Here is a 15,652-nt window from a genome sequence, read left to right as displayed (position 1 = left end):
GCAATCAATCGCATATGGCCTACAAAACAATCGAAGACACGATCGGCAATACGCCGCTCGTTCAGCTCGTCCGCTTGCCTGACGACGAGATCCGCAGTCGCAACAACGTGATCCTTGGCAAGCTCGAAGGGAATAACCCGGCGGGCTCAGTGAAAGACCGGCCCGCGCTGTCGATGATTCGCAAGGCTGAAGCGCGCGGCCGCATCAAGCCGGGCGACACGCTGATCGAAGCGACGAGCGGCAATACCGGCATCGCGCTCGCGATGGTTGCGGCGATTCGCGGCTACAAGATGGTGCTGATCATGCCGGAGGATCTGTCGATCGAACGCCGGCAGAGCATGGGCGCGTACGGCGCGGAGATCGTGCTCACGCCGGTGACAGGCGGCATGGAGTACGCACGCGATCTCGCCGAGCAGATGCAGCGCGACGGCAAGGGCGTGATCCTCGACCAGTTCGCGAACCCGGATAACCCGGTCGCGCATTACGAATCGACCGGTCCGGAAATCTGGCGCGATACCGAAGGGCGCGTCACGCACTTCGTCTCGGCGATGGGCACGACCGGCACGATCATGGGCGTGTCGCAGTATCTGAAGGAACAGAGCGAGGCGATCGAGATCGTCGGCGCGCAGCCGGAAGAGGGTTCGCGCATTCCGGGCATCCGCAAATGGCCGGAGGCGTATCTGCCGAAGATTTTCGATCGCAGTCGCGTGGATCGCGTCGAGAATGTGAGCCAGGCGGCGTCGGAAGCGATGGCGCGACGGCTTGCGTCGGTCGAAGGGATCTTCTGCGGGATATCGTCGGCTGGTGCGTGCGAGGTCGCGCTGCGGGTCGCGCGTCAGGTCGAGAACGCGACGATCGTATTCATCGTTTGCGATCGCGGCGACCGCTATCTGTCGACGGGTGTGTTCCCGGCCTGATTCCATTGCGGTAGGTTCCGCAGAGGCACGCATGAATAAAAAAGCGCCGACCGGCGCTTTTTTATTGCTTCATCGGTGAGCGAACGACGTGCTCACTGAATCGCGGGATTCGGCGCAGCGGCCGGTGCGGGTATAGGTGACGGCGCGGGCGCAGCTGTCGTCGCATCATCCGTCGCGGCCATCTGCGCCTTGATGCGTTCGCCCAGCTGATACACCGCAAGCGCATAGAAAAAGCTGCGGTTGTAACGCGTCAGCACGTAGAAATTTTTCAGGCCGAGCTTGTACCCGGTCGGCCGTCCGGGCGTCGGCAGATCGACCACCGTGACCGGCGTGCCGGCTTCGGCGGCGATGTCGAGCGTCGGTTCATCGAGCACGAGGCCGGCGCGCAGCAGTTGCGCGAGCGGCCAGTGCGGTTCCGGCTGGCCGTCCGCGGCCGCTTGCGCGATGCCCTGGCTGCCCGCGTCGCTGCCGATCTTCCACACCACCGGCCGGCCGTTCTCCCAGCCGTTCTGCTTCAGATAATTCGCGACGCTGCCGATCGCATCAACCGGGCTCGTGCGCAGATCGATCTGCCTGTTGCCGTCGTAGTTGACCGCATACTGCACGATGCTGCTCGGCAGAAACTGCGGAATACCGATCGCGCCGGTGTACGAGCCAAGCACGGTGGTCGGATCGATCTGCGAATCGCGCGTCCACACAAGATAGTCTTCGAGATTCTTGCGGAACGTCGCCTCGCGATCCGAGCGATTCTTCGTGTCCGGATAGTCGAACGTGAGCGTCGTGAGCGCGTCGAGCACGCGGAAGTTGCCCATGTAGCGGCCGTAGATCGTCTCGACGCCGATGATGCCGACGATCACTTCGGGCGGCACGCCGAACTCCTCGTATGCGCGCTGCAGGGTCGCCTGGTTGTTGCGCCAGAAGCGCACGCCCGCATTGATCCGGACCGGATCGAGGAAACGCGACTGATACACGCGCCAGTTCTTGATCGATGGCGACGGCGACGGCGTAACGAGCTTCACGGCCGTCGCCGAATAGCTGACGCCGGCGAACAGCGTATGCAGCGCGGCCGGATCGAAATCGTAACGCGCGACCATGTCGTTGATGAACGCATCGACGTTCGCGTTGTTCGCATAGCGCTGCGGGATGATCTCTTCTTCGAATGTCTGTCCTTGCGGCACCGTCGGCTGCGGTTGGGCCTGCGCGAGCAGTGCGGACCGCGGCGCTGTCAGCGGTGTTTGTGTCGTTTGTGCATGTGCTGGACGGCTGCCCGCGATCAGGCAGAGTGCCGCTGTCATTGCAGCCAGAGTCGTGGCGCTGAACCGGTTCGATACGCGTGGGAACGTCGTTGCCGAGGCGGGCGATGCAAGCTTGACAGTCATAGGGAGTGGATTGTGCGCGGGGCGAAGAGAACACGAGGAGAACTCGGGGCAGCCCAGATGAGCTCAGGTAAGTATACCCGACGCTTTCCCGGCCTCCGGACGAAAACCGCCCGGTGTCGCAGCTGCGTTGCGTGGACGCGTCGTGTGGTAACTTGACGTTTATTCGCGCGCGCCGCCGCGCCCAGACGGAGACACGCCGCGCACGCCTCGCGCTGCCCGGCAGAACACCATTCATGGCCACAGGCTTCTACTCCCACACCGACTGTCTGCTGCACGAAATGGGGCAGTGGCATCCCGAGTGCCCCGCACGTCTGCAGGCAATCGAAGATCAACTGATCGCGAGCCGCATCGACGGGCTGATCGAGCGCGAGTCGCCGCCGCTCGCCGATGAAACCGCGCTGCTTCGCGTGCATACGCAGGCGCATGTCGACTACCTGCGCGATCGCGCGCCGTCGGAAGGCTATGCGGAGATCGACCCCGATACGACGATGAACCGGCATTCGTGGCAGGCCGCGTTGCGCGCGGCGGGTGCTGCGGTCGCCGCGACCGATGCCGTGATAGAAGGGCGCTACGACAACGCGTTCTGTGCGGTGCGGCCGCCGGGCCATCACGCGGAGCCCGCGCGCGCGATGGGCTTCTGCTTCTTTAACAACGTCGCGATCGCGGCGCGTCACGCGCTGGAGGTGCACGGCCTCGAGCGCGTCGCGGTCGTCGATTTCGACGTGCATCACGGCAACGGCACGGAAGCCGCGTTTTCCGGCGACCCGCGTGTACTGATGTGCAGTTTCTTCCAGCATCCGTTCTATCCGTTTTCCGGCGCGGACCACCAGGCTGCGAACATGGTCAACGTGCCGATGCCAGCGCGCTCGAAAGGCATGGCGGTGCGCGAGGCTGTCGATCTGCTGTGGCTGCCGCGCTTGCATGCGTTCAAGCCGGAGATGCTGTTCGTGTCCGCCGGTTTCGATGCGCATCGCGAGGACGATCTCGGCAACATGGGTCTCGTCGAGGACGACTACGTGTGGCTGACCGACCAGATTCGCGACATCGCGAACCGCTACGCGGGAGGTCGCATCGTCAGCTGTCTCGAGGGCGGCTACAACCTGTCGGCGCTCGGACGCAGCGTGGTTGCGCACGTGCGCGCGCTGGCCGGTATCTAGATCGTTTTGCCGCGGTGAGATCGTCCGCGACAGGGAGTGCGTCATGAGCGCAATACCCCATTCGTTCCCCGATGCCGCCGATCCGGGTGGCGCGCTCGTCGAACTCACGCACGATGCGTTCGGCGTGCGCGGCGTCGCGTGCCTGACGCTCAACCGGCCGGATGCGTTCAACGCGTTGTCCGAGGCCATGCTCGACGAGCTGCACACGCGGCTCACGGCGCTCGCGCAGTCGGATGCGCGCGTGATCGTGATCGCCGGCGCGGGACGTGCGTTCTGTGCAGGCCACGATCTGAAGGAGATGCGCGCTGCGCCGTCGGCCGCGTACTACGAAGCATTGTTTGCGCGCTGCTCGAAAGTGATGCTGGCGATCCAGCGGCTACCGCAGCCCGTGATCGCGCGGGTGCACGGCATTGCAACGGCTGCGGGTTGCCAGCTGGTCGCGATGTGCGACCTCGCGGTTGCCGCGGATACCGCGCGTTTCGCGGTGTCGGGCGTGAACCTCGGGCTCTTCTGCGCGACGCCTTCAGTGCCGCTGTCACGCAATCTGTCGCGCAAGGCGGCGCTCGAAATGCTGTTGACCGGCGAATTCATCGATGCGCATCGCGCGCAGCAGCAAGGGCTCGTTAATCGCGTCGCGCCGCTCGACGAACTCGACGCGACTGTCGCGGCGCTCGCCGCGAGCATCTGCGCGAAACCGCGCGAAGCGGTGCTTGCGGGCAAGGCGCTGTTCTACCGGCAGCTCGAGATGGGTGTCGAGGCCGCGTATCAACTGGCCGGCCACACGATGGCCTGCAACATGATGGACGAGTCGGCGCTCGAGGGCGTGCAGGCGTTCATCGACAAACGTCCACCTGACTGGTCGCGATAGCCTGGGCCCGTTCAGACACGCGTGCTGTGCGATGTGATCCACGCGATCAACGCGTCGATCACGCGGTCGCGGTCGAGGTCGTTCATCGTCTCGTGATAGCTCCCTTCGTACAGCGTCAGCGTCTTGTCCGGCGAGCCCGCATGCGCGCCGAACGCGCGACTGCCGTCCGGCTCAGTGAGCTTGTCGAGGGTGCCGTGATACACGAGCAGCGGGACGCGCAGCGCCTCGCGGCCCCGCTCGATGCGCGCCATCGCGAGCAGCAGTTCCGCACCCGTGCGTGCGGGAACGGCGCCGTGGTGCACGAGCGGATCGTCGAGGTTTGCCGCGACGACCGTCGGGTCGCGCGACAGCAGCGACGCGTCGATCTTCAGCGCGGGAAAGCCTGGCCATACGCGGCTGATCACCTGGCTCAACGAGGTCATCCAGCGCGGCACATCGCGTCCCGGCGCGAGCGCGGGACTCGACAGGATCAGGCCGGCGAGCGGACGGCTCCGTTCGATCGCGTACAGCGCGGCGATCGCGCCGCCCATGCTGTGTCCCATCAGGAACAGTGGCGCGCCACTGCGGCTGGCGACGCCGACGAGTGCATCCGCGTCGTGCAGATAGTCGTCGAAGCGCTCGACCCATGTGCGGCGACCGGGCGCGCGGCCGTGGCCGCGCAGATCGATCGCGAGCAGTTCGATGCCGGCGTCGTTCAGACGCTGCGCAAGCGCGGCATAGCGTCCCGCATGCTCAGCGAGGCCGTGCAGCAGCGCGACCGTGGCGCGGGGTGCGCCCGTCGTCGGCCAGCGGTACAGCGGCAATTCGACGCCGTCGGCGGTCATCGCGCCGGACAGTTGCGGCGCGGCATACGCGGTGCCCGCGGACGCGTCCTGGCGGGTTGTCTCCATGGCCCTCTCCGTTTTTATCGTGGTGCGCACGATCATAGAGGCGCCGCGCGCCCGGCGCACGCCGACGCACCGCGAGCCACCTCTAATTCTTCTCCGTTATGAAAAGATCGGAATTGATTATTAAGGGAAATGTCGACGCTGCGGTAAAATCGCGGCCTTATTCCGATACCAGCAGCGGCGGCTGACCGTCGGCGGCGATACGTTGCCCGGCAGACCGCCGTTTCGTTTTCATGATCGAACTACGCAATATCTCGCAGCGATTCGCGGGGCCCCGCGGTTGGGTCGAAGCGCTGCATAACGTCAATCTGTCGATTCCCCGCGGTGAAGTGTTCGGCATCATCGGACGTAGCGGCGCTGGCAAGAGCACGCTGGTGCGCACGATCAACCTGCTGACGCGGCCGACCGAAGGCAACATCGTCGTCGATGGCCGCGATCTCACGACGTTGCCCTCCGCCCAGTTGCGCGAAGCGCGTCGCGAGATCGGCATGATCTTCCAGCACTTCAACCTGCTGTCGTCGCGCACTGTCTACGATAACGTCGCGCTGCCGCTCGAACTGGCCGGCATGAAGCGCGCGGAAATCCAGGCGACCGTCGAGCCGCTGCTCGAACTCGTCGGGCTGTCCGCGCAACGCGACCGCCATCCCGCGCAGATCAGCGGCGGCCAGAAGCAGCGCGTGGGCATCGCGCGTGCGCTCGCGAGCCAGCCGAAGGTGCTGCTGTCCGACGAGGCGACGTCCGCGCTCGACCCCGAAACCACCCGTGCGATCCTCGATCTGCTGAGGCGCATCAACCGTGAACTCGGTTTGACCGTCGTGCTTATCACGCACCAGATGGACGTGATCAAGCAGGTGTGCGACCGCGTCGCGGTGCTCGATGCGGGTCGGGTCGTCGAAGAGGGCAAGGTGATCGACGTGTTCCTGCAGCCGCATCACGAGGTGACGCGCGCACTGATCGGCGATGTGATCGCGCAGGAACTGCCACCCGCGATGAAGGCGCGGGTCGCCGAGCGGCTGAAGACGGGCAGCGGCCATCTGCTGCGGCTTGCGTTCACCGGCTCGGGTGTCGATCAACCGATCCTGTCGGAGACGATTCGCCGCTATGAGCTCGATTTCAACATCCTGCATGGCCAGATCGACGAGATACAGGGGCAGGCATTCGGTTCGCTCGCGGTGCTCGCGGGCGGCGAACCGGTGAAGGTCGCGCAGGCCATCGCGTTCATGCGCGAGCAGGGCGTCGTCGTCGAGGAGCTGTCGTATGTTGAGTGAAATGTTCGATATGTTCGTGCAGTCGTTCTGGGAAACGCTCGTGATGGTGGGCATTTCCGGAGCGATCGGCGCACTCGTCGGCGTGCCGCTCGGCGTGCTGCTGTATCTGACCGATCGTCAGGGCGTGCTGCAGAACGTCGCCGTGAATCGCGTGATGGGCATCGCCGTCAATGCGGTGCGTTCGACGCCGTTCATCATCCTGCTGGTCGCGGTGATTCCGTTCACGCGACTCGTCGTCGGTTCGTCGATCGGTACCGCGGCGGCTGTGGTGCCGCTGACCATCGCGGCGGCGCCATTCATCGCGCGGCTCGTCGAGACGGCATTGCGCGAAGTGGACCGCGGGCTGATCGAAGCCGCTCAGGCAATGGGCGCGACCACCCGCCAGATCGTGTTCAAGGTGCTGTTGCCGGAATCGCTGCCGGGCGTCGTCGCCGGGCTGACGATCACGTTCGTTTCGCTGGTCGGCTATTCGGCGATGGCCGGCGCGATCGGCGGCGGTGGGCTCGGGGATATCGGCATCCGCTACGGGTATCAGCGCTTCCTGCCGGAGGTGATGCTCACGGTCGTCGTGATCCTGATCGTGTTCGTGCAAGTGGTGCAGTCGTTCGGGGATTGGCTCGTGCGTCGGTTGAGCCATAAATAACCTGGGCCTCGCACACGGCTTCATACGTTCACAGAAAATAGAAAAAGGTGAGTCATGCAACGTCGTTCCATCGTCAGATTCGCGGCCGCGTTCAGTGCTGCATTCAGTGTCACCTCGCTCGCGGCCGCGCTGTTCGCCACGCCGGCACACGCTGAAGACACCATCAAGGTCGGCGTCACCGGCGGCCCGCACGCGCAACTGATGGACGTCGTGAAGAGCGTCGCCGCGAAGAACGGCCTGACCATCAAGGTCATCGAATTCTCCGATTACGTGCAGCCGAACGCCGCGCTGGCCGCCGGCGATCTCGACGCGAACAGCTATCAGCACGAGCCCTATCTGCAGTCGCAGATCAAGGATCGCGGCTACAAGCTGATCAAGATCGCCGATACCGTGACGTTCCCGATGGGCATCTATTCGAAGAAGGTCAAGTCGCTAGCGGAATTGCCGGCGGGCGCGAAGATCGCGGTGCCGAACGATCCGACCAACGGCGGTCGCGCGTTGCTGCTGCTGCAGAAGAACGGCTTGCTGAAGCTGCGCGCCGACGCGGGCCTGAAAGCCACGCCGCTCGATATCGTCGACAACCCGAAGAAGCTGAAGATCGTCGAACTCGATGCGGCGCAGATTCCGCGCTCGCTCGGCGACGTCGACGCCGCGGCGATCAACACGAACTTCGCGATGGAAGCGGGGCTGAAGCCGACCCAGGATGCGATCGCGCTCGAAGACCCGAAGGGGCCGTACGTGAACATCCTCGCAATCCGCGAAGCCGATCGCAACAAGCCGTGGGTCGCGAAGCTCGTCGCCGCGTATCACTCGGCGGAAGTGAAGCAGTTCATCGCGAGCCGGTTCAGCGGCTCGGTGATCGCGGCCTGGTGATCCCGGCAGATGTGCGGACCTACCGCGCAAACCGTGCCGCACGGCTCGATTAGAAGCGCGGATCAGGACCCGGACTTGGCGTCCGGGTTTTTTTTCGCTTAGAATAGAACGATCGTTCGCTATTGTCGGCACGTCGCTGAGACGCGATATCTTCGAGGACCCTACCTTCGGCGGGGCTGCCGGGAAAGGGGCAGTCGTTATAATGGCCGCTGGGTTGACGTATTCGTAACTTTGGAGCGTGTGAATGAAAATCCTGGTGCCAGTAAAGAGAGTGGTCGACTACAACGTGAAGGTCCGGGTGAAATCGGACGGCACGGGCGTCGACATTGCGAACGTGAAGATGTCGATGAACCCGTTCGACGAGATTGCGGTAGAAGAAGCGGTGCGGTTGCGGGAAGCGGGTGTCGCGACCGAAGTGATCGCAGTGTCGGCGGGCGTCACGCAGGCGCAGGAAACGCTGCGTACAGCGCTGGCGATCGGCGCGGATCGCGCGATCCTGATCGAATCGAATGAAGACCTGCAGCCGCTTGCGGTCGCGAAGCTGCTGAAGGCGCTGGTCGACAAGGAGCAGCCGCAACTGGTGATCCTCGGCAAGCAGGCCATCGACGACGACTCGAACCAGACCGGCCAGATGCTCGCGGCGCTCGCTAACCTGCCGCAGGCCACCTTCGCATCGAAGGTCGTCGTGGCGGATGGCAAAGCCACGGTGTCGCGCGAAGTCGACGGCGGCGCCGAAACGCTGGCGCTGACGCTGCCGGCGGTGATTACCACCGATCTGCGCCTGAACGAGCCGCGCTACGTGACGTTGCCGAACATCATGAAGGCGAAGAAGAAGCCGCTCGAAATCGTGAAGCCCGAAGACCTCGGAGTGGACGTGAGCCCGCGTCTGAAGACGCTGAAGGTGGTCGAGCCGCCGAAGCGCGCAGCCGGTGTGAAGGTGCCGGACGTGAAGGCGCTGGTCGACAAGCTTAAGACCGAAGCCAAGGTGCTGTGAGGAGACGGACGACATGACAAATCTGGTAATAGCAGAACACGACAGTGCATCGATCAAGGCCTCGACGCTGAACACAATCGCAGCGGCGCAGAAGATCGGTGGCGACATTCACGTGCTGGTCGCGGGTCACAACGCGCAGGGCGCGGCCGATGCAGCGGCAAAGATCGCGGGCGTGAGCAAGGTATTGCTCGCCGACGCAGCGCAACTCGAAGCAGGCCTCGCGGAGAACGTCGAGGCGACGGTGGTGAACATCGCGAAGAACTACACGCACATCCTTGCGCCGGCCACCGCCTACGGCAAGAACGTGGCACCGCGTATCGCGGCAAAGCTCGACGTTGCGCAGATCAGCGACATCACCGCGGTCGACAGCGCGGACACGTTCGAACGCCCGATCTACGCGGGCAACGCGATCGCCACGGTGCAGTCGCAGGACCCGATCAAGGTCATCACGGTGCGTACGACCGGTTTCGACCCGGTTGCGGCGGAAGGCGGTAGCGCATCGGTCGAGAAGATCGACGCAGCGGCCGACTCCGGCCTCTCGCAGTTCGTGAGCCGCGAAGTGACGAAGCTGGACCGTCCTGAATTGACGAGCGCGAAGATCATCGTGTCGGGTGGCCGTGGTCTGGGCAGCGGCGAGAACTACACGAAGGTGCTCGAGCCGCTCGCCGACAAGCTGAACGCAGCGCTCGGCGCATCGCGCGCGGCAGTCGATGCTGGCTACGTGCCGAACGACTACCAGGTCGGACAGACCGGCAAGATCGTCGCGCCGCAGCTGTACATCGCGGTGGGGATCTCCGGCGCGATCCAGCATCTGGCGGGGATGAAGGACTCGAAGGTGATCGTCGCGATCAACAAGGATCCGGAAGCGCCGATTTTTAGCGTGGCCGATTACGGGCTCGTCGGCGATCTGTTCGCCGTGGTCCCCGAACTCGTCAACGAGCTTTGAGCACTGCCGGACAGCGCCGCTCAACAGGCGTCCGGCCGTAATCGGGCGAAGGGTCGAAAGGGGTGTGGGGCCTGCGGTCCCGCGCCCCTTTTAACTTCGCACATCGCACATTGCAGGCAGGAGGAGAACTGACATGTACAACGCGCCCATCCGGGACATGCTGTTCGTCATGAAAGAACTGGCGGATCTCGAACACATCGCGACACTGCCGGGTTTCGAGGACGCGAATCTCGAGACCGCGCAGGCGGTCCTCGAAGAATCGGCGAAATTCTGCGGCGAAGTTCTGGCGCCGCTGAACATCGAAGGCGACCGCAATCCGAGCAGCTGGAAGGACGGGGCTGTCACCGCGTCGCCGGGCTTTCGCGACGCCTTTCGCCAGTTCTCCGAAGGCGGCTGGCAAGGCGTTCAGCATCCCGCCGACTACGAAGGCCAGGGCCTGCCGAAGCTGATCGCGACCCCGTGCATCGAAATGCTCAACGCGTCCAATCTGTCGTTTGCGCTGTGCCCGTTGCTGACCGACGGCGCGATCGAGGCGCTGCTCACCGCCGGCACCGAGGAACAGAAACAGGTGTACGTGCCGAAGCTGATCTCCGGCGAATGGACCGGCACGATGAATCTCACCGAGCCGCAGGCCGGCTCCGATCTCGCGCTGGTGCGCACGCGCGCGGAGCCGACCGGTGACGGCGCATACCGCGTGTTCGGCACGAAGATTTTCATCACGTGGGGCGAGCACGACATGGCGAAGAACATCGTCCATCTCGTGCTCGCCCGCACACCCGATGCGCCCGAAGGCGTGAAAGGCATTTCGCTGTTCATCGTGCCGAAATTTCTCGTCGGCGCGGATGGGTCGCTCGGCGAACGCAACGACGTGCACTGCGTGTCAATCGAACACAAGCTCGGCATCAAGGCGAGCCCGACGGCGGTGCTGCAGTTCGGCGATCACGGCGGCGCGCTCGGCTATCTGGTCGGCGAAGAGAATCGCGGCCTCGAGTACATGTTCATCATGATGAACGCCGCGCGTTTCGCGGTGGGCATGCAGGGCGTTGCGGTGTCGGACCGTGCGTATCAGAAGGCCGTCGCGTATGCGAAGGACCGCGTGCAGAGCCGTCCGGTCGACGGTTCCGCGAAGCAGTCGGTGTCGATCATTCATCATCCGGACGTACGCCGGATGCTCGCAACGATGCGCGCGCTCACTGAAGGTTCGCGTGCGCTCGCGTACGTCGCGGCATCGCACTGCGACATCGCGCACCGTCACCCGGACGATGCGCAGCGCACGCAGCATCAGGCGATCTACGAATTCCTCGTGCCGATCGTGAAGGGCTGGAGCACGGAGCTGTCGATCGACGTGACGAGCCTTGGTGTGCAGGTGCACGGCGGCATGGGTTTCATCGAGGAAACCGGCGCCGCGCAGTTCTATCGCGATGCACGGATTCTGCCGATCTACGAAGGCACGACCGCGATCCAGGCGAACGATCTGATCGGCCGCAAGACGCTGCGCGACGGCGGCGCGGTCGCGCAGACGCTGCTCGCCGGGATCGCGCAGACCGTCGAGCAACTGGGCCGCGAGCAGGGCACCGCATGCGCGTCGATGCAGCGGCAGCTCGAACAGGGGCGCCGCTCGCTCGAAGCGGCGGTGAAGTTCGTACTCGATAACGCGAAGCGCGATCCGAACGCGGTGTTCGCAGGCAGCGTGCCGTATCTGAAGCTCGCCGGTATCGTACTGGGCGGCTGGCAGATGGCGCGCGCGCTGCTCGTCGCGACGCAGAAGCATGCCGACGATCCGTCGTTCTACGGCGCGAAGATCGCGACCGCGCAGTTCTTTGCGGAACACGTGCTGCCGCAGGCCGCGGCGTTCGAAGCGGCGATCGTCAGTGCGAAGGGCGACGAGGGCGTGCTGGCGTTGTCGGAGGATCAGTTCTGATGTGACGCAGCGAATGCGATAAAAACAAACGGCGCCTCGGCGCCGTTTGTTTTTACATCACGACCGTGAACCGCGCGTGTTGCGCGCGACGTTACGCGTATGCGGGACGTGGCGTGCCGCCGGTTTCGCCGAGATAGCGATGCACGGACAGGTCGCCGGACTGGATCGCGGGCTGCTTGCCCGATATCAGATCGGCGAGCAACTGGCCCGAGCCGCACGACATCGTCCAGCCGAGCGTGCCGTGGCCGGTGTTCAGGAACAGGTTCGGCACTGGAGTGCGGCCGACGATCGGCGTGCCGTCCGGCGTCATCGGACGCAGGCCGGTCCAGAACGTCGCCTTCGACGTGTCGCCGCCGCCAGGGAACAGATCGTTCACGCACATTTCGAGCGTTTCGCGGCGCGCCTGACGCAGCGTCTTGTCAAACCCGACGATCTCCGCCATGCCGCCGACGCGGATGCGGTCGTCGAAACGCGTGATCGCGATCTTGTAGGTTTCGTCGAGCACCGTCGATACCGGCGCAGCGGCCGCATCGACGATCGGCGCAGTGATCGAATAGCCCTTCAGCGGATACACCGGGATCTTGACGATGCTGGACAGGAACTTCGTCGAGTAGGAGCCGAGCGCGACGACGAATGCATCGGCGCGCACGAGTTCAGCGCCGCACTGCACGCCGGCGATGCGGCCACCGGCTTGCGCGAGCGCGTCGATCGGCGTGTTGTAGCGGAATTTCACGCCGAGCGCTTCTGCCATCGCGGCGAGACGTGTCGTGAACAGCTGGCAGTCGCCGGTTTCGTCGCCCGGCAGACGCAGGCCGCCGGTGAGCTTGTGCGATACGGCGGCGAGCGCGGGTTCGGCGCGCGCCAGTTCGGCCGGCGACAGCAGTTCATACGGAACGTTGGCGTCTTTCAGCACGGCGATGTCTTTCGCGGCGCCGTCGAGCTGTTGTTGCGTGCGGAACACCTGCAGCGTGCCGCCAGTGCGGCCTTCGTAATGGATGCCGGTATCCGCGCGCAGTGCCTGCAGGCAGTCGCGGCTGTATTCGGCGAGGCGCACCATGCGGCCCTTGTTCACCGCGTAGCGCGCCGACGTGCAGTTCTGCAGCATCTGCCACATCCATTGCAGCTGGAATTGCGTGCCGTCGAGCCGGACCGCGAGCGGCGCGTGCTTCTGGAACATCCATTTGACGGCCTTCAGCGGCACGCCCGGCGCTGCCCACGGCGCTGCGTAGCCCGGCGAAATCTGGCCGGCATTCGCAAAGCTGGTTTCGAGTGCGGGACCGGCCTCGCGATCGATAACGGTCACTTCGTGGCCCGCGCGCGCCAGATAATAAGCGCTCGTCACCCCGACGACGCCACTGCCCAAAACGACGACTCGCATAGCTGCTCCGGAAAGGTCGAAAGGCCGCGGCGCCGGAATAATTCGATTAACGAGGTAATGCGCGGATGGCCTAGTGTTAACCGCTATACTATTGATCGTTAAGTAGGTTTTGTTATTGTATTTTTCAAATTTTCAGTAAAAACACGATGAGAACCCAGCGTCAACCGGTCCGTGCGCTCGACAAGCTCGATCACAAGATCCTCAGGCTTCTGCAGCAGGACGGACGCATGGCGATGAAAGACCTCGCCGAGCAGGTCGGACTGTCGGTGACGCCGTGCATCGAGCGCGTGAAGCGGATGGAGCGAGACGGCGTGATCATTGGCTACTACGCACGCTTGAATCCGGCGGAACTGGGGGCGGCGCTGCTGGTGTTCGTCGAGATCACGCTCGATCACAAGAGCGGCAACATGTTCGACCAGTTTCGCCGCGAAGTGCAGAAGATCCCGGAAGTGCTCGAATGCCACCTGGTGTCGGGCGATTTCGACTATCTGATCAAGGCGCGCATCGGCGAGATGGCCGACTACCGCAAACTGCTCGGCGACATCCTGCTGCAACTGCCCGGCGCAGTGCAGTCGAAGAGCTATGTCGTGATGGAAGAAATCAAGGAATCGCTGACGATCGCGGTGGGCGAATAGGGCAAAGCGACAGAGCTGCAGCGAGCTCGACAAAGCGCGTAAACACTGTATATTTGTACAGTATTAGCGTTGCTTGCCGTTGCCGCCATGACCGATCCCGATTCTCCCTCCGACATCGAATTTCCGATCGCCCCGCCGATGCCCCGCAAGGGGCGCGGCGCGGTAACGAACCTGCAGGGCCGGTACGAAGTCGACCAGCGCGAAAAGGTCGACGACGGATGGCAGCAAGCCGAAGACGAGGACGGCGAGCCGCGGCCGCTGCGCACGCAGGTGTTCGAGGAAAGGGCGAAAAGCATCCTGACGCGCAACGCGTCGCCGGACATCCCGTTCACGGTTTCGCTGAATCCGTATCGAGGCTGCGAGCACGGTTGCATCTATTGTTTTGCGCGGCCCACGCACAGCTATCTGGGCCTGTCGCCGGGGCTCGATTTCGAGAGCCGGATCTACGCGAAGATCAACGCGCCCGAGCTGCTCGAACGAGAGTTGTCGAAGAAATCGTATGTGCCGGAGCCGATCGCGCTTGGCGTCGCCACGGACGCATGGCAGCCGGTCGAACGCGACCTGCGGCTCACGCGGCGCGTGATCGAGGTGCTGCACGACCGCGGGCAGCCGTTTGCCGCGATCACGAAGTCCTCGCTGATCGAGCGCGATCTGGATCTGCTCGCGCCGATGGCTGCGCGCGGACAGATGATGGCCGCCATCACGATCACCACGCTCGACGCCGATATCGCACGTACGCTGGAGCCGCGCGCCGCGACGCCGGCGCGTCGACTGCGCACGATCCGGACGCTGGCCGAAGCGGGCGTGCCGGTCGGCGTCAGCATCGCGCCGGTCATCCCGTTCGTCACCGAGCAGGACATGGAGCGTGTGCTCGAAGCCTGCGCGGAGGCGGGCGCGACGAGCGCGAGCTATATCGTGCTGAGGCTGCCGTGGGAGGTCGCACCGCTGTTCAAGGATTGGCTCGCCGCCCATTTTCCGGACCGTGCCGATCGCGTGATGAGCCGTGTGCGCGACATGCGGGGCGGAAAGGACTACGACTCGTCGTTCGCCCATCGGATGAAGGGCGAAGGTCCATGGGCCGATCTGCTACGGCAGCGGTTCCGGCAGGCCGTGAAGCGTCTTCGTCTGAACGAACGCGATCGGGGCATTCTCGACATGTCGCATTTCAAACGGGTCGACTGGCCACGCGCTGCTGTACCTGGAAAGAGCAAGCCGCCCAGTCCGCAGCTCGATCTTTTCTAGCTTCGCGGCGTGGACGTCGTCACTGCGAGATCGACTTGGCCGCTTCGACCTGCGATTCAAAATACGTCTGGAACGACACCGCCAGTCCCGTCATCAGCAGGAACGCGCCGATCAGCAGCGAAAAGATCACGACGAAGATCACTGCCCAGCCGGAGCGGCTATGCCGTCCGGTGTTCGCATTGAACTGCGCGTCCCACTTTTCATCGGGCCGCAATCCATAGGCCATCGCGGCGAGAAACGCGGCCAGCAGCGACACGGCGCCAGGAATGACGAGGCACCAGCCGAGCGTCGACGCACGTTCGGTGGCGGCCAGCAGCAGGAAGCCGGGAATGCCGATCAGCGTGCCGATCACGTGAGCCCAGCCGTAGATATCGCGCAGGCCATACAGATAGAACCGGTGTGCGCCGATCGTGCCGAAAAAGAACGCGAGCGCGGCGGTGATCGTTTTCGAGCGGAAGCGGGGGGAGGTCGTGGTGACGGTGGGCATGGGGCGACGGGCAGGACAGACTGCGGAAAGGAACGGCGCGAGCGGGCGCAGGCCGAC

General features: G+C 64.3%; 15 protein-coding genes. 11 read left to right on the top strand and 4 right to left on the bottom strand.

Features of this window, described 5'->3' with window-relative positions; all coding sequences use genetic code 11:
- The first annotated feature begins 14 nt into the window (after positions 1–14).
- Complete coding sequence (cysM, locus tag ACREXZ_RS21150; RefSeq protein WP_431766061.1) at positions 15–917, top strand: cysteine synthase CysM; 903 nt, start codon at positions 15–17, stop codon at positions 915–917.
- Positions 918–1,009: 92 nt separating this feature from the next.
- On the opposite strand, the gene mltB is transcribed toward cysM, so the two are convergent.
- Positions 1,010–2,296 (bottom strand): lytic murein transglycosylase B, encoded by a 1,287-nt coding sequence (gene mltB, locus ACREXZ_RS21145; RefSeq protein ID WP_431766060.1) that lies wholly within the window; start codon positions 2,294–2,296, stop codon positions 1,010–1,012.
- 233 nt (positions 2,297–2,529) lie between these two features.
- Here mltB and ACREXZ_RS21140 point away from each other — a divergent pair, with 233 nt between their 5' ends.
- Both ACREXZ_RS21140 and ACREXZ_RS21135 read left to right on the top strand, forming a co-directional pair.
- Positions 2,530–3,453, top strand: a complete 924-nt coding sequence (locus ACREXZ_RS21140) for a histone deacetylase family protein (RefSeq protein WP_431766059.1) — start codon at positions 2,530–2,532, stop codon at positions 3,451–3,453.
- 43 nt (positions 3,454–3,496) lie between these two features.
- Entirely contained in the window at positions 3,497–4,321 is an 825-nt protein-coding gene (locus ACREXZ_RS21135) for an enoyl-CoA hydratase (RefSeq protein ID WP_431766058.1), read from the top strand.
- An 11-nt stretch (positions 4,322–4,332) separates the two neighbouring features.
- Here ACREXZ_RS21135 and ACREXZ_RS21130 read toward each other — a convergent pair whose 3' ends face one another.
- Positions 4,333–5,211, bottom strand: a complete 879-nt coding sequence (locus ACREXZ_RS21130) for a lysophospholipase (RefSeq protein ID WP_431766057.1) — start codon at positions 5,209–5,211, stop codon at positions 4,333–4,335.
- A 230-nt stretch (positions 5,212–5,441) separates the two neighbouring features.
- Here ACREXZ_RS21130 and ACREXZ_RS21125 point away from each other — a divergent pair, with 230 nt between their 5' ends.
- The 6 genes from ACREXZ_RS21125 to ACREXZ_RS21100 all read left to right on the top strand — a co-directional run bounded on the left by ACREXZ_RS21125 (position 5,442) and on the right by ACREXZ_RS21100 (position 11,853).
- Positions 5,442–6,476 (top strand): methionine ABC transporter ATP-binding protein, encoded by a 1,035-nt coding sequence (locus tag ACREXZ_RS21125; protein WP_431766056.1) that lies wholly within the window; start codon positions 5,442–5,444, stop codon positions 6,474–6,476.
- Complete coding sequence (locus ACREXZ_RS21120) at positions 6,466–7,119, top strand: methionine ABC transporter permease (RefSeq protein ID WP_431766055.1); 654 nt, start codon at positions 6,466–6,468, stop codon at positions 7,117–7,119. The genes ACREXZ_RS21125 and ACREXZ_RS21120 overlap by 11 nt, the downstream gene beginning before the upstream one ends.
- Positions 7,120–7,173: 54 nt before the next feature.
- Positions 7,174–7,992, top strand: coding sequence for a MetQ/NlpA family ABC transporter substrate-binding protein (locus ACREXZ_RS21115; RefSeq protein ID WP_431766054.1), 819 nt, complete (start codon positions 7,174–7,176; stop codon positions 7,990–7,992).
- A 244-nt stretch (positions 7,993–8,236) separates the two neighbouring features.
- On the top strand, positions 8,237–8,986 hold the full coding sequence (locus ACREXZ_RS21110; protein ID WP_431766053.1) for an electron transfer flavoprotein subunit beta/FixA family protein: 750 nt from the start codon (positions 8,237–8,239) through the stop codon (positions 8,984–8,986).
- Between the two features lie 13 nt (positions 8,987–8,999).
- Positions 9,000–9,932, top strand: a complete 933-nt coding sequence (locus ACREXZ_RS21105; protein WP_431766052.1) for an electron transfer flavoprotein subunit alpha/FixB family protein — start codon at positions 9,000–9,002, stop codon at positions 9,930–9,932.
- A 133-nt stretch (positions 9,933–10,065) separates the two neighbouring features.
- Positions 10,066–11,853, top strand: coding sequence for an acyl-CoA dehydrogenase (locus ACREXZ_RS21100; RefSeq protein WP_431766051.1), 1,788 nt, complete (start codon positions 10,066–10,068; stop codon positions 11,851–11,853).
- A 91-nt stretch (positions 11,854–11,944) separates the two neighbouring features.
- Here the strand turns inward: ACREXZ_RS21100 and ACREXZ_RS21095 are convergent, their stop codons facing one another.
- Positions 11,945–13,231, bottom strand: a complete 1,287-nt coding sequence (locus ACREXZ_RS21095; RefSeq protein ID WP_431766050.1) for a D-amino acid dehydrogenase — start codon at positions 13,229–13,231, stop codon at positions 11,945–11,947.
- A gap of 146 nt (positions 13,232–13,377) precedes the next feature.
- On the opposite strand from ACREXZ_RS21095, the gene ACREXZ_RS21090 reads away from it, so the two are divergent.
- Both ACREXZ_RS21090 and ACREXZ_RS21085 read left to right on the top strand, forming a co-directional pair.
- A complete protein-coding gene (locus ACREXZ_RS21090) occupies positions 13,378–13,866 on the top strand; it encodes an Lrp/AsnC ligand binding domain-containing protein (RefSeq protein WP_431766049.1) in 489 nt (162 codons plus the stop codon).
- Between the two features lie 87 nt (positions 13,867–13,953).
- Entirely contained in the window at positions 13,954–15,108 is a 1,155-nt protein-coding gene (locus ACREXZ_RS21085) for a PA0069 family radical SAM protein (RefSeq protein ID WP_431766048.1), read from the top strand.
- Positions 15,109–15,127: 19 nt separating this feature from the next.
- On the opposite strand, the gene ACREXZ_RS21080 is transcribed toward ACREXZ_RS21085, so the two are convergent.
- Positions 15,128–15,595 carry an NINE protein gene (locus tag ACREXZ_RS21080; protein ID WP_431766047.1) on the bottom strand — a complete coding sequence of 156 codons (468 nt, stop codon included), beginning with the start codon at positions 15,593–15,595 and terminating at the stop codon, positions 15,128–15,130.
- Between the last annotated feature and the right edge of the window lie 57 nt (positions 15,596–15,652).

The organism is Paraburkholderia sp. (genome assembly GCF_050742655.1).
Classification (GTDB): Bacteria; Pseudomonadota; Gammaproteobacteria; order Burkholderiales; family Burkholderiaceae; genus Paraburkholderia.
Note: the sequence above shows the minus strand (reverse complement) of the source record. Positions and strands in the feature narration are given on the sequence as shown.

Excerpts from the sequence above, each read along its gene's own strand:
- cysM (WP_431766061.1), top strand. The coding sequence starts at position 15 with ATGGCCTACAAAACAATCGAAGACACGATCGGCAATACGCCGCTCGTT.
- mltB (WP_431766060.1), bottom strand. The coding sequence starts at position 2,296 with ATGACTGTCAAGCTTGCATCGCCCGCCTCGGCAACGACGTTCCCACGC.
- ACREXZ_RS21140 (WP_431766059.1), top strand. The coding sequence starts at position 2,530 with ATGGCCACAGGCTTCTACTCCCACACCGACTGTCTGCTGCACGAAATG.
- ACREXZ_RS21135 (WP_431766058.1), top strand. The coding sequence starts at position 3,497 with ATGAGCGCAATACCCCATTCGTTCCCCGATGCCGCCGATCCGGGTGGC.
- ACREXZ_RS21130 (WP_431766057.1), bottom strand. The coding sequence starts at position 5,211 with ATGGAGACAACCCGCCAGGACGCGTCCGCGGGCACCGCGTATGCCGCG.
- ACREXZ_RS21125 (WP_431766056.1), top strand. The coding sequence starts at position 5,442 with ATGATCGAACTACGCAATATCTCGCAGCGATTCGCGGGGCCCCGCGGT.
- ACREXZ_RS21120 (WP_431766055.1), top strand. The coding sequence starts at position 6,466 with ATGTTGAGTGAAATGTTCGATATGTTCGTGCAGTCGTTCTGGGAAACG.
- ACREXZ_RS21115 (WP_431766054.1), top strand. The coding sequence starts at position 7,174 with ATGCAACGTCGTTCCATCGTCAGATTCGCGGCCGCGTTCAGTGCTGCA.
- ACREXZ_RS21110 (WP_431766053.1), top strand. The coding sequence starts at position 8,237 with ATGAAAATCCTGGTGCCAGTAAAGAGAGTGGTCGACTACAACGTGAAG.
- ACREXZ_RS21105 (WP_431766052.1), top strand. The coding sequence starts at position 9,000 with ATGACAAATCTGGTAATAGCAGAACACGACAGTGCATCGATCAAGGCC.
- ACREXZ_RS21100 (WP_431766051.1), top strand. The coding sequence starts at position 10,066 with ATGTACAACGCGCCCATCCGGGACATGCTGTTCGTCATGAAAGAACTG.
- ACREXZ_RS21095 (WP_431766050.1), bottom strand. The coding sequence starts at position 13,231 with ATGCGAGTCGTCGTTTTGGGCAGTGGCGTCGTCGGGGTGACGAGCGCT.
- ACREXZ_RS21090 (WP_431766049.1), top strand. The coding sequence starts at position 13,378 with ATGAGAACCCAGCGTCAACCGGTCCGTGCGCTCGACAAGCTCGATCAC.
- ACREXZ_RS21085 (WP_431766048.1), top strand. The coding sequence starts at position 13,954 with ATGACCGATCCCGATTCTCCCTCCGACATCGAATTTCCGATCGCCCCG.
- ACREXZ_RS21080 (WP_431766047.1), bottom strand. The coding sequence starts at position 15,595 with ATGCCCACCGTCACCACGACCTCCCCCCGCTTCCGCTCGAAAACGATC.